This window comes from Brevibacillus centrosporus (assembly GCF_003710815.1).
Taxonomy (GTDB): Bacteria; Bacillota; Bacilli; order Brevibacillales; family Brevibacillaceae; genus Brevibacillus; species Brevibacillus centrosporus.
Genome location: NZ_RHHP01000010.1, coordinates 23604 through 36532, shown reverse-complemented (window position 1 = coordinate 36532; position 12929 = coordinate 23604). Strand labels below are relative to the sequence as shown.

The 12929-nt window shown below is 50.4% G+C and carries 11 protein-coding genes; 2 read left to right on the top strand and 9 right to left on the bottom strand.

Annotated elements, in window-relative coordinates:
- Positions 1-38 precede the first annotated feature (38 nt).
- Positions 39-944 (top strand): glutamate biosynthesis transcriptional regulator GltC, encoded by a 906-nt coding sequence (gene gltC, locus EDM55_RS10555; protein WP_122960306.1) that lies wholly within the window; start codon positions 39-41, stop codon positions 942-944.
- A gap of 68 nt (positions 945-1012) precedes the next feature.
- Here gltC and EDM55_RS10550 read toward each other — a convergent pair whose 3' ends face one another.
- From EDM55_RS10550 to EDM55_RS10530, 5 genes are all read right to left on the bottom strand, one after another.
- Positions 1013-2596: a long-chain-fatty-acid--CoA ligase gene (locus EDM55_RS10550; RefSeq protein ID WP_218033679.1), complete on the bottom strand. Its 1584-nt coding sequence runs from the start codon at positions 2594-2596 to the stop codon at positions 1013-1015.
- A gap of 31 nt (positions 2597-2627) precedes the next feature.
- A complete protein-coding gene (locus tag EDM55_RS10545) occupies positions 2628-4211 on the bottom strand; it encodes a class I adenylate-forming enzyme family protein (RefSeq protein WP_170184307.1) in 1584 nt (527 codons plus the stop codon).
- A gap of 51 nt (positions 4212-4262) precedes the next feature.
- Complete coding sequence (locus tag EDM55_RS10540) at positions 4263-5066, bottom strand: SDR family oxidoreductase (RefSeq protein WP_122960303.1); 804 nt, start codon at positions 5064-5066, stop codon at positions 4263-4265.
- A 46-nt stretch (positions 5067-5112) separates the two neighbouring features.
- Positions 5113-6258, bottom strand: a complete 1146-nt coding sequence (locus EDM55_RS10535) for an acyl-CoA dehydrogenase family protein (protein WP_122960302.1) — start codon at positions 6256-6258, stop codon at positions 5113-5115.
- A 366-nt stretch (positions 6259-6624) separates the two neighbouring features.
- On the bottom strand, positions 6625-6903 hold the full coding sequence (locus tag EDM55_RS10530) for a hypothetical protein (RefSeq protein WP_246070809.1): 279 nt from the start codon (positions 6901-6903) through the stop codon (positions 6625-6627).
- 275 nt (positions 6904-7178) lie between these two features.
- Here EDM55_RS10530 and EDM55_RS10525 point away from each other — a divergent pair, with 275 nt between their 5' ends.
- Positions 7179-8345: an oxalate decarboxylase family bicupin gene (locus EDM55_RS10525; RefSeq protein ID WP_122960300.1), complete on the top strand. Its 1167-nt coding sequence runs from the start codon at positions 7179-7181 to the stop codon at positions 8343-8345.
- A 55-nt stretch (positions 8346-8400) separates the two neighbouring features.
- On the opposite strand, the gene EDM55_RS10520 is transcribed toward EDM55_RS10525, so the two are convergent.
- From EDM55_RS10520 to EDM55_RS10505, 4 genes are read right to left on the bottom strand one after another with little or no spacing between them, the layout of a single operon-like run.
- Positions 8401-9594, bottom strand: coding sequence for a CaiB/BaiF CoA transferase family protein (locus EDM55_RS10520; RefSeq protein WP_122960299.1), 1194 nt, complete (start codon positions 9592-9594; stop codon positions 8401-8403).
- Positions 9595-9644: 50 nt separating this feature from the next.
- Positions 9645-10460, bottom strand: coding sequence for an enoyl-CoA hydratase/isomerase family protein (locus EDM55_RS10515; protein ID WP_122960298.1), 816 nt, complete (start codon positions 10458-10460; stop codon positions 9645-9647).
- A gap of 49 nt (positions 10461-10509) precedes the next feature.
- A complete protein-coding gene (locus EDM55_RS10510; RefSeq protein ID WP_122960297.1) occupies positions 10510-11589 on the bottom strand; it encodes an acyl-CoA dehydrogenase family protein in 1080 nt (359 codons plus the stop codon).
- Positions 11589-12740, bottom strand: coding sequence for an acyl-CoA dehydrogenase family protein (locus EDM55_RS10505; protein ID WP_122960296.1), 1152 nt, complete (start codon positions 12738-12740; stop codon positions 11589-11591). The genes EDM55_RS10510 and EDM55_RS10505 overlap by 1 nt, the downstream gene beginning before the upstream one ends.
- Between the last annotated feature and the right edge of the window lie 189 nt (positions 12741-12929).

Here is a 12929-nt window from a genome sequence, read left to right as displayed (position 1 = left end):
TCTCATATTGAGATAAGTCGCGTGTAAGGAGATAAAAAATGGATTTCAGACAGATACAATACTTCATTGAGGTCGCCAAACGGGAGCATTATACGGAGGCAGCCCATTCCCTTCACGTCGCCCAATCCGCACTTAGCAGGCACATGGCCATTCTGGAAAAGGAACTGGGCGTGTCTTTGTTTATCCGAGAAGGACGAAATGTCAAACTGACGAATATCGGCAAGATTTTTCTCCAGCATGCAGAGCTGTCATTGGCTGAGATCGAGAAAGCCAAGAAAAAGATCAAGGAAATCCTCGATCCCGAGCGCGGTTCAATCCGTGTAGGATTTACCAGCAGTCTCGCAGCGAACCCGCTTCCAGCCGTAATTTCCGCTTTCCGCGCGCGCTATCCGGACATCGGCTTTCAGCTGCGACAAGGTGCCTATCTTCCCCTGATCGATTCGGTCATCAAGGGAGAGCTTGACATCGCGTTTCTCGGCCCGGTTCCCACTCAGGAAAAAAACGTGCAGAGCCACATCTTTTTTGCAGAAGAGATCGTTGCCCTGCTGCCAGCGAAGCACCCCCTTGCCAAACATCAAACGTTGCGTTTGAGCGAGCTGATGCAGGATACATTTGTTTTGTTCCCACCGGGGTATATTTTGCGCAGCATTGTCGTCAATGCCTGTGCTCAAATGGGGTTCGAGCCCAAAGTCGCATTTGAAGGGGAAGACATCGACGCCATCAAAGGGCTCGTGGCCGCTGGACTTGGAGTGACACTGTTACCTGAACTGACCTTGGCCGATAATGTCCCGCGTGAGACTGTCAAGCTGCGAATCAATGAACCAGTCGTGACGAGAACCGTAGGCATCATCATCCCGAAAAACCGGGAGCTGCCTCCTTCGGAAAAGCTGTTTTACAACTTCCTGAAGGAGTTCTTTGACAGATTGGGACGCTATGGTGGATGAGAAATGACAAAAAGAAACTGACGCCTTTGAGCGTCAGTTTCTTTTTGTCAGGATATTCTTATATTCGCCTACGTCAATGAAGTGACATACAGCTCCGCATACTCTTTCTTTAGCAGATGCTTTTGGATTTTGCCTGTTGTCGTCATGGGAAAGGCTTTGACGGTCACTACTTTTTTCGGTACCTTGAAGCCGCCCAATTGAGTCCTGCACAGCTGGATGATTTCTTCCTCTGGCACTGCCTCATCGTCCTTGGAGATGACAAAAGCCGTCAGCGCCTCCGTCCAATGCACGTGAGGCAAACCGACCACCGCGACGTTGAGCACTCGCGGATGCTGGAAGATGACCTTTTCCACCTCGATCGACGCCACGTTTACGCCGCCTGTTTTAATCATGTCTTTCTTTCGGTCTGCGAACCACAGGATGTTATCTTCATCAAAATATCCCTCGTCCCCACTATGAAACCATCCGTTTGCAAAAGCGTGTTCCGTGTTCTGTGGATCATTCAAATAGCCCTCCATCGTTTGCGGGCTGCGGTAGACGATTTCACCGACTTGCCCTGTCGGCAATAGATCCCCACATTCATTCATGATCCCAACCTCGACATTCGCAGCCGGTGTTCCCACCGCACCAGATTTGGTCAATTGATGCTCAGGCCGGAATACGGTAGCGACCGGAGCCATTTCTGTCTGACCGAACAACAAAGCAAAATCGCATTGGAAAACATCATGTGCTCGCTGCAAATCTTGGTTGGGCATAGGTGCCATCGCATAAATGCACAGCCTTAGCGTAGTCAAATCAAAGCTTTCCCTCTCCGGGTGATCGAGCAAAGCACGGTACATCATCGGGAGGCCGAAGATTTGGGTGACTCCCTCCCGCTCGATGAGCTGCATGACAGCAACGGGGTCGAACTTCTTAACAATCACGGTCGTTCCCCCAGCGATCATGACTGGTGTTGTAACCGCATTCAATTGTGCTGTATGAAACAGAGGCAGCATAGCGATCGAGACATCGTTCCCCGTAAACTTCAAATCAAAAGCGGTGCCCAACGTATTTAAGTAAACCGCGATGTGACTGCTCATGACCCCTTTCGGATGGGAGGTCGTTCCACTGGTGTACAAGCATTGCATGAGGTCGCGATCTTCCACCTGGCATACAACCTCTGTGTCGTTCTGAGCCTGCCATACTTGTTCCCACTTGTGGCAGCGGATCGCTCCTGGTTGCTCGGGATCCGACTCAGAGCCAATCAGGATGAGATCTGTGACAGCAAGGCCCTCCCCTACCGCAGGCCATTTATCCAGAAACATCTCTTCCAATACGACTGCTTTTGCGCCAGAGTCCTGTAAAATGTAGGAGACCTCATCCGGATGCAGCGCCAAATTAATCGGAATGATCGTGATCCCCGCTTTGGCGCAGGCAAAATAAACAAGCACAAATTCGATGGAATTGCTCGCCAAAATCGCCAAACGGTCGCCATGCCGGAGGCCCAATGCGAGCAAGCCCCTCGCGACTTGATTGACCCACGCATTGCACTCTTTGTAGCTGATTCTGCGATCGCCTTCAATTACTGCCGTTTTATAAGGAAACCGCGCCGCGCTTCGCTTCAAAATATCGCCCACATTTACACGGTGAATCAAATTGTACGCAATCGACATGGCCATCCCTCCTTATGTTTATTTTTAAAATTCAGACAATATTCCCGTCAGTTGTCTCGTTTTCGCTATGCTGCATCCGATATTGCTGCTTGAGAATACTTTTATTGATTTTTCCGCTTCCTGTCTTGGGGAGTTCCGAGACGAAGAGGACCTTTCGCGGTCGTTTGTATCCAGCGAGTCCGCGATGCAGCACGCAAAACGCTTCGATATCGGCAATAGCGACATTCGCTTCTTCCCGGGGGACGATAATTGCGGTAACCTGCTCCACCCATCTTTCGTGCGGCGTTCCAATGACGGCAACTTCAGCAACGGAAGGATGCTCCGCCAGAATGTTTTCCACTTCCTTCGGGTAAACATTTTCGCCGCCGGTAATAATGAGATCATCGAAGCGGTCGGTATAGTACAGGTACCCGTTTTCATCCCAGCGGACGATGTCCCCTGTCTTCAACCACCCGTCCTCAAATCGCTCGCGATTCAACTCGTCCCGCTTCCAGTAGCCAGGAGTCACGACGTCACCTCGCAAATACATCACCCCTGCTTCCTCGTCACCAGGTGCGATCAGTCTCTCTCCGTCAGCAGAGACGATTTTGGTTTCCACGACCTGTGCCATTGGTTTACCCATAGATCCTGGAATGCGCCGTTCTCCCGCTTGATAGGTTATCATCAAACCGGATAGCTCTGTTTGCCCATAGATTTCCAGCAAATTCACGCCAACTACCTCTTCAAAATACTCGCAAATTACACTGGGTGTGGGAGACCCCCCAAAGAAGCACAATCGGTAATGATTCATCTGGCGCTGCTCCTGCGGGTTTGCTTTGAAAAAGTTCACGACATCGATCAGCATGGTTGAAATCAATCCTGACCATGTAGGCTGAAGCTCGCGGCTTTGGCTAATCCAGTTTTTTGGCGACCAGCGCGATAGCAGGGTGACCGTCCCACCTGTAAAAAGTGTAGGAAGTGTCGTACACTGCAATCCCCCTACATGAAACATCGGAAGGGTAGCCAATATATGATCACGTGAAGTCAGCTTCCATGCATCCACAACCATCTCGATCGATGCAGAGTTCGTTCGATGGGTCTGCCTGACTCCTTTCGGTTTGCCAGTCGTCCCGCTCGTGTACATCAGCATCGCGTCTTCTGAATCCCGGCAGGGCAAGACCGACACCTTCTGCTCCAGACTTGTTTTATAGATCTCGGATAAGCACGTATGACGATTGCCTTCCTCCAGCTCCCCAGCAAGCAGCAGCCGGATGTGCTCGTGATCTGTCAAGATGTCTTGTAATTTTTCAAGGTCTTCCCTGGTCAAAGCAAGCCATTTGATCTCAGCGTCCGCGATCACAAACGCAAGCTCTTCTTGGCGGAATCGATAGTTGATGGGGACAGCCACGCCCCCAAGCATCCATGCGGCATAAAAAAGAATGAGGTAATCAGGGCAATTGGCTAGATAGATACCTACTTTGTCACCTTTGGCAAATCCATTTTGACGAAAATACGCTGCGAGGGCTCTGGCCCTCTGGTCAAACTGTTCATAAGTGATTTCTTTCTCGTCCATTCGAATAGCGACCTGCTGAGGATTCTCTCGAACGGATCTTTCCAGATAGGATGCGAGATTCATTTCGTCCTCCTCACTTTCGGGCAACATTTTCGCGCTTTACGTTTCTCGCTCTTAATAAGGGACAAACGTCAGTCCTCTACCAAGTGAGTTGCCGCCATCTATCACAATAAATTCGCCAGTCATATACTCTGCTGCCGGGCAGGACAAATAGGTCACCAGCCACCCCAGCTCCTGCAGTTTTCCTGTCCGCCCGAGAGGTACGTCCTCGGTGACTTGCTCTATAAAATGGGGGCCCGCCGAGCTTGCCATTTCCTCTTTCATCCCTTCTGTCACAAATAGACCAGGGCCAATCGAGTTGATACGAATGTTGTATTTCGCCCATTCTAGGGCCAATGTCCGCATCATCCCGTACACCCCATTTCTTGCGGCTACAGAATGCGCAATCCCCGGAGCACCTCGATGCAGAAAGCTGACCAGGATATTGGTTATTGCTCCTCCCGTCCCTTGCTTGATCATCTGCTTAGCCACTGCCTGGGTGACGTAAAAGGTTCCATTCAAATTGTTGTGTATAACAGCATTCCACCCGTTCGGTGTCAGTTCCTCTGATTTTTTCGGAAATTGCCCGCCTGCGTTGTTGACGAGAATATCCACTTTGCCAAAGGATTCTACCGTAAAATTTACCAGCTGCTGGACTTGCTCCGGTACTCTTATGTCTATGGAAATCGCGCGAGTCTCAATCCCCTCCTTTACAAATTCATTCCTGGTTTCTTCCAAAACTTCATTCCTGCGCCCGGCGATAACAACTTTCGCCCCGCTTTCACCGAGGGTTTTTGCAATCTGCTTTCCGATGCCTGTACCTCCCCCGGTTACGATGGCTACTTGATTCGCCAAGAGATTCTCCGAAAAGATCTGCATGATCTCTTCCCCTGCCTTCTACCGGATGGACCGGAATTTATTTATCCTAGAACGTCTTTACTCCCAACAGCTCTCTGGCAATGATCAATCTTCTTACTTCCGACGTGCCTGCACCGATCTCATATAGCTTCGAATCACGCAAATACCGATTCACCGGATAATCGAGCATATAGCCGTAGCCCCCGTGAATTTGCACCGCCTCCAGCGCTACCTTTGTCGCTGTCTCCGCTGTAAAAAGAATAGCAGCCGCAGCCTTCAGCGTTATTTTTTGATTCTCGGCTGCCAGTCGCGCAGCATCGTAAGTAAGCAAGCGAGCTGCTTCCAGTGCGGTGTACATATCTGCAATTTTTGCTTGAATGAGTTGGAAATGGGAGATCGGCTTCCCGAACTGGCTGCGCTCCTGGGCGTATTTGACTGCTTCGCGAAACGCTCCTTCTCCGATTCCCAGTGCCAGTGCTGAGACGATCACACGCTCGATATCCAAGCCGGACATCATCACCTTTACGCCCTTGTTCACTTCTCCAAGCACATTTTCGGCTGGAACCTCGCATTCATCAAAGATCAGCTCTCCTGTTTCCGAGCCGCGATTCCCCATTTTTTCCAATCGCTTGGATACCGAAAAGCCTGGAAAACCCTTTTCTACGAGAAAAGCTGTGATCCCATGCGCTCCTTTCTCTTTGTCTGTCTTCGCATAGACGAGGATAACGTCAGCAACAGGCCCATTCGTGATAAACGTTTTGCTGCCCTGTAAAATGTACCGGTCCCCTACTTTTCGTGCCGTCGTCCTCATCCCGACCGCATCCGATCCCGAGCCTGGTTCAGTCAGCCCTAAAGCCCCGATCAGCTTTCCGGTGCAAAGGCCAGGCAGGTACTTTTTCCTTTGCTCTTCGGTTGCATTGTGGTACAGATTGTGCGTGCATAAATTCGCGTGTGCTGCGTAGGACACCGCAATCGCTGCGCTGTATTTCGCGATTTCCTCCGTCACCATCGCTTGCTCCACTGGTCCCAATCCTGCACCACCGTATTCCTCTGGGACAGTCAGCCCCAGCACGCCAAGCTCTCCCAGCTTGTTCCACATGTCCTTTGGCCACTCATCTTTGCGATCCATTTCTTCGGCTATCGGTTCGATTTCTCTTTTCACAAAGCTGCTTATCGTCTTCCTCAGCAAATCAAATTCCTGGGGAAAATCCATATACGCCACCACCTGTTTGGGTAGACTGCTGTCAGGCTATTTTCACCCGACTTGATTATGCAAGGACCGTACCAGACCGAATCTTTTTACTGATTCGCTAGCCTTATCACAGAACGGACAGCGATTAATTGGTTATCTTTCGTGCATTCGTCCCGTTTCATAGACAGATGTGCATTTTTTAAACAATTTGTTTGGAGGGATAAGAAGTTAACATAATAAACATTCCGTAACCTTTTTTTCGAAACAGCTCGTCCCTTTCCTGAATCCTCCACTAGGTACACTCATGAAAACAACAAAAAAGCACATGGTTTCCTGTGAAAATCCATGTACTCTTCTCTTCACTCGCGAAAGATATGTCATTTGTAGTTATTCAAAGATCGATACACTTTTGCCCATCGTGTTTACGCCTGTATAGGTGCGCGGATCAAATTCCTCCACACACATCACCTCAGACACCATGAGTGGCTGCTCCGAAATGAGATCCTTGATTTGCAGATCGCTGTAAAATTCGTACGCATACCGATGGAGAAACCGGATACGCCAGATTTTCTGCCCTTGCAAAGAAGCGAAAAACTGCTGAAGGTGTGTACATAGATCTTCCCGTGACTCAACGATTTGCTGACAGGTCAGACATATATATTCCACGTTCCATTCCTCCAGACTGATGATAGTAAAAACAGAAGCCCCTCTAGAATGTATTCCATGAAGGATCCCGAGGCAAAAACCGAAATAGAATGATTCTTATTTATTTTAATCCTATAATTCATACCGGTCAAGTATGTTTAATGAGTTCCGCTGCCTTTATTCCCATTTGTCCAAGCCCAATTTTGAATAATAGGCAAGCATCTGACCATATCTTTGTTTATGAAAGAAGCGAGTAGCTGAGGAAACCATACGATCGTGAAAGGAGGCAGCGGAAAATGGGAAAATCGAAATCAGATCGCCCTGTGCCCGAGCCGATGAGAAGTGATGGGGCTGGCTGGGTCGATCAAGGTCCTCGAAATATTGCACGCGATCTGCAAAACCCAGATATGCTCGTTCCTCCCATTACAGACAATGGCTTGCTCCCAAATTTGAAGTTTTCTTTTTCTGACGCTGTCATGACATTAAACCATGGCGGATGGTCTCGTGAAGTGACCGTTCGTGAGCTCCCCATTGCAACCACGTTGGCTGGTGTCAACATGAGCCTGACCCCAGGAGGCGTCCGGGAGCTTCACTGGCATCAACAGGCAGAATGGTCGTACATGCTATTGGGACGTGCGCGGATAACGTCCGTTGATCAGGATGGACGCAATTTTATCGCGGACATCGGACCTGGTGATCTGTGGTATTTTCCGCCGGGAATCCCCCACTCCATCCAAGGTCTTGAGGAAGGCTGTGAATTTTTACTTGTTTTCGACGACGGAAATTTTTCCGATTTAAATACGTTGTCGATCTCGGATTGGTTCGCGCATACCCCTCGTGACGTGCTTTCGGACAATTTCGGTGTACCTGAGAATGCTTTCGTCCATATCCCGCCCAAGCAGGTGTACATTTTTCAGGGAGAGGTCCCCGGCTCGATCCGAGAAGAGGAGGTGGAATCCCCCTATGGAACCGTTCCTTTGAGCTTTACCCATCGTCTGCTCGCCCAAAAACCAATCGTGACCCCGGGAGGTAGTGTGCGGATTGTTGATTCGCGCAACTTTCCCATCTCCAAGACGATTGCGGCAGCACTGGTCGAAATCAAGCCAGGTGCCATGCGGGAGCTGCATTGGCATCCCAATAATGACGAATGGCAATATTACTTGACTGGGCAAGGACGCATGACGGTATTTACGGGAGAAGGTACAGCCCGTACCTTTGACTACCGTGCAGGTGACGTCGGCTATGTCCCTTTTGCAACGGGTCATTACATACAAAACACGGGGAGTACGACACTCTGGTTTCTGGAGATGTTCAAAAGCGATCGGTTTGTCGACGTATCGTTGAATCAATGGATGGCACTTACCCCGCATGACCTCGTCAGTGCCAATTTGAATGTCGGCCCTGAATTGATAGATGCTTTGCGAAAGGAAAAATGGCCCGTCGTGAAATACCCTGGCTATTAACTATTGTGAGCTTTAAACAAGAAGAGCACGCCATAAATGCGCGCTCTTTTTTCGTTTACCCTTTTCCAATCACTTTGCTTGCTCTCCATCCTTCAATCTGCTCTGGCAAAAAGCCCATCTCCAGCAAAATTTCCTCCGTATGCTCGCCCAGAAGCGGTGGATGCTTGTGAACCTGTGCAGGTGTATCGGAAAGCTTCACGGGAAAGCCGGGCATTTTCAAATCTTTTACGATCGGATGCTCTACTTCGAGCACCATCTCGCGTGCAAGCACCTGAGGGTGATTCAAGACTTGATCTACGGTATGAATCGGGCCTGCGGGAACACCTGCTTGATCAAGCTTGTGAATGATTTCCTGTCTGTCCATTTCAGCGATGCGTGCAGAAATAATGGCAGCCAGCAAGTCACGATGGGCGACTCGGTCGTCATTGGTCTGAAACCGTGGATCTTCTCGCAAATCTTCCCACCCCAAAGCACGGCAGGCTCGCTCCCACAGGCTGTTGTTTGCGATCGCTAGAATGATATCCCCATCTTTTGCCGGAAAAGCTTGGTACGGAACGATGGAAGGATGGGCAGAACCTAGTCGGCCAGAAGCACGGCCTGTGGCAAAGTAGCTCGTCGCAAGGTAATTGAGGAGAACGACCTGACCATCCAAGAGACTGACATCGATGAACTGCCCTTTGCCGGTTCTTTCGCGGGCTATGAGGGCAGACAAAATCCCATAGACGGCAAACATCCCTGCATTCATATCGACAAGGGAGGTCCCTACCTTGACAGGTCCACGGCCTTCCTCTCCAGTTATGCTCATCAGGCCACCGTACCCCTGGAGCAGCAAGTCGTAGCCTGCTCGATTCTTCTCGGGGCCAGTACGTCCAAATCCAGATACGGAGCAATAAATCAGCTTGGGATTAATCTGTCTTATTTGTTCATAGCCCAGCCCCATCTGATCCAGAGCGCCCGTGCGGAAATTTTCTACCAGTATATCTGCTGTCTTGGCTAGCTCATAGATGATCTCTCTTCCTTCCTCCGTTTTGAGATCCACTGTTATGCTTCTCTTGTTTCGATTGGACGCAAGGTAATAGCTGCTGATGCCATCCCAAGTAGGCGGAGTAAACCGACGCGTCTCATCTCCTACGTCAGGCTGCTCCACTTTGATAATGTCTGCGCCCATGTCACCGAGCAGCATCGTGCAAAACGGTCCCGCCAATGTTCTCGACAAATCTAGTACACGGATATGATCTAACGCCTGCAAAGGGGACCCTCCCTTCAATCACTCGGTAGTTTCTGCATCGCCGTTCTCCACTAGCTGAACTTGGGCGGTCGTTTTTCGGCGATCGCTCGTACTCCCTCCTGATAATCCTCAAGCTCGGTTACCAGACCCATTGCAGATGAAATCATATCTAGAGATGTGCGCAGATCCGTCGACATGCCTTGGTAGACGGCTCGCTTCATAAAACGCATCGTTTCTTGCGGACCGCTCGCCAATCGCCGCACATACGCATCAACGAATGCATCAAGCTCCTCATCCGGCACGACATGCGTGATCAATCCTATCTGTTTTGCTTCCTCCGCCGTATAGGTATCACCGGTCCAAAGAATTTCCAGCGCCCGATCGACTCCTACCAGTCGAGTTAAAAAGTATGCTCCTCCATCTCCCGGAACGATACCCGCTTTGATGTAACCCTCCGCAACTCTTACACGTTGTGCGGCGATCCGAATATCGCACATCAGAGCCATATCCAAGCCAGCCCCCGTGGCAACACCGTTCATCTTGGCGATCACAGGCTTATCGATTTCCTGCAGCAAGAGCGGAATTCGTTGCACACGCTTCCACAGGCTCTTTTTGCGAGCGAGACCAGTTGATGACAGATCTTCTGCCTCGGTATTGTTGTGTAAAAACCCATCCCTGCGGACCATGGATTTGATATCTCCTCCACTGCAAAAGGATCTTCCATTTCCTGTAAGGACTACCACCCTGACAGAATCATCGTCACGAACAGACTCCAGTGCTTTGATCCATAGATCGATCATTTCCGTACTGAATGCATTCAGAGCTTCCGGTCGATTGAGCGTGATGGTAGCAATTCCCTGGTTTACTGTATAGAGCAGATCGGTCATCTTCCCGTCCCCTTTCCCATTTGCGGAAAATCGATTTGTTGGGTAACAACTATCCTTGCCGACTGACTACTGGTTCGGTTAGAAACGGCCATAGTTCGTTATCTGCGAGCTGCATGAGCTGTTCCGCCAGCTTTTCTGCCCATAGGGTCTCATTCCCCCATTCTTCCCGCCAGGAAAGGACGCGACGTGTGCTTTGATGCAAAATGTGCTCATGGGTAAATCCGATAGCCCCGTGCACCTGATGCGCGATGGGCGCAACGGTTCCTGCAGCTTCGTTGATACGGATCTTTGCCATGGCGATGGCTTTCGAAGCCGGAGTATGCTCATTCGCCGCTATTGCGCTTTGGGCAGCTATGTCGGCAGCCGTTACCTCCCCTGCCATAGCTGCCAGATGCTGCTGAATGGCTTGAAAGCGATGCAGCGGCTTGCCAAATTGGGTGCGCTCTGATGTATAGGCAGCGGTCAGCTCCAGAATGCGCTCCAAGGCTCCTGCCATCATGACCGAACGGCAAAGTGCGCCTGTGTAAAGCAGCCACTCCTTTACCTGTTTGGCCTCTATGGAGAATACCCGACTCTCGGCAACGGCTGCGTGGTTCAAAATCACAGTGTCTCTCGCTTCTCCCGCCATATTCTGTCCGTTGATAATCAACGCATCATCGGAGCTTACGATGGCAAGAGAGCTGCGGGAATTCTCCTCCCCGATAACCAGCATCTGCTTCGTGTACCTGGCCCACGGCACATTCACGGCTTTACCTGTTATCTGCCAGCCATCCTGCGTGCGGATGAATTGGATCGGTTCCACCTCGTTACACAAAATGGTGAGTGGGTCCGTAGAGACGGGCATTTCCAAATCGGCCAACAGCCAATTGCTCATATACGTTTCCGCTAGTGGAATCGGCGCTGCGTATTTGCCAGCCAGCCGCAGAATGTGGTACGCATCTGTAAAACTGCCCCCTGTTCCATCGAGTGACTCGGGAACAGCAACAGTCGTCATGCCTGACTCAGCCAAAATCCCCCACAGCTCAGCTGCCCAGTGTCCGTTTTCTGCTTCATTAACGAGCTCCTTCGTACACACATCTTTCATGATTTTCGTCGTGGAGTGAATCAAGATCTTCGTGACGTCGTTCACTATGCGATCACCCCTTTCGCCACGATTCCACGCAAAATTTCGGTCGTCCCTCCACGCAGTGTGAACCCAGGTGCATGCAAGACTGCCTGAGCCATCAGCTGATCCAATCGGTTTGCAGCATTCGTCGAAGGTGTAGTCGGGATGAGCAGCCTTGCGATTTCAGCCACCTGCTGCTCGAATTTGGTCCCCATGTCCTTGACGAGGGCAGCAGCAATATCTGGACTCTCTCCCTTTTCCAAAAGGTGTGCGATACCGATCGACATCTGCCGCAGCGTACACAAACGAGAAACAAGCTTGCTTCCCTGAGCAATCAAATGCTTGTCACCTTTCTTGCGCAATTGGTTTATCAGCTCTTCCAGTAGCGGATAGGTGCTCAGAAATCGCTCAGGACCACTGCGTTCATATGCCAGCTCCGTCATTCCCTGCTTCCATCCGTTGCCCTCCACACCGATCAGCCTGTTCTCGGGAATGAAGACATCTTCAAAAAACACTTCGTTAAAATGATGCTCGCCTGTCATGAGCAGGATCGGCCGAATGGTTACACCAGGCGCGGTCAAGTCAACCAAGAGCTGGCTCATCCCCTCGTGACGCTTTTCGGGATGGTAAGGGGACGTGCGGCACAGGGTGATCATGTAATGGGCATGATGAGCACCACTCGTCCACGTCTTACTCCCGTTCAAAATCCATCCGCCATCTACTTTTTCCGCTCTCGTATGTACGGCTGCCAGATCGGACCCGGCGTTTGGCTCACTTAATCCAATAGCAAAATAGCATTCCCCGCGTGCAATTCGCGGCAGGAACTCCCTGCATTGTTCATCTGTAGCGTAACGGAGCAGAAGTGGTCCCGTCTGCCGATCGGCAATCCAATGGCCCGCTACGGGAGCACCAGCTGCCAAAAGCTCCTCAATGACCATATACCGCTCAATGGCTGAACGCTCATGACCACCGTATTTTAGAGGCCAAGTCATTCCGATCCAACCCCGCTCCCCCAATTTACGGCTGAAATCCGCAGAGAACCCGCTCAACCATGTATCGCACTTGGGGACAAAAGCTCCGTGCTCTTTCTCCTGCTGAAGAAAATCCCGTATCTGTGTCCGAAGGTGTCCTGTCTGTTCCGAGATTTCTCCAATCGGCAATTGCAGACTGTTCATAGCTAACCTCCTCGACCAAGCTGTATAGATGGGAAACATCAACGTACCGTTTATCGGTACGAAATACCTATAATTGAAATGATACACGAGAAAAAAGCTCAATTCAACATAATAGACTGAATTAAACAAAAATTTAACCCCTTCGTTTCTCATGCAAAAAAGCTACGTAATCCACTCATTGGCTGCAAT

Coding starts and splice junctions, on each gene's coding strand:
- gltC (WP_122960306.1), top strand. CDS start 39: ATGGATTTCAGACAGATACAATACTTCATTGAGGTCGCCAAACGGGAG.
- EDM55_RS10550 (WP_218033679.1), bottom strand. CDS start 2,596: ATGTCGATTGCGTACAATTTGATTCACCGTGTAAATGTGGGCGATATT.
- EDM55_RS10545 (WP_170184307.1), bottom strand. CDS start 4,211: ATGAATCTCGCATCCTATCTGGAAAGATCCGTTCGAGAGAATCCTCAG.
- EDM55_RS10540 (WP_122960303.1), bottom strand. CDS start 5,066: ATGCAGATCTTTTCGGAGAATCTCTTGGCGAATCAAGTAGCCATCGTA.
- EDM55_RS10535 (WP_122960302.1), bottom strand. CDS start 6,258: ATGGATTTTCCCCAGGAATTTGATTTGCTGAGGAAGACGATAAGCAGC.
- EDM55_RS10525 (WP_122960300.1), top strand. CDS start 7,179: ATGGGAAAATCGAAATCAGATCGCCCTGTGCCCGAGCCGATGAGAAGT.
- EDM55_RS10515 (WP_122960298.1), bottom strand. CDS start 10,460: ATGACCGATCTGCTCTATACAGTAAACCAGGGAATTGCTACCATCACG.
- EDM55_RS10505 (WP_122960296.1), bottom strand. CDS start 12,740: ATGAACAGTCTGCAATTGCCGATTGGAGAAATCTCGGAACAGACAGGA.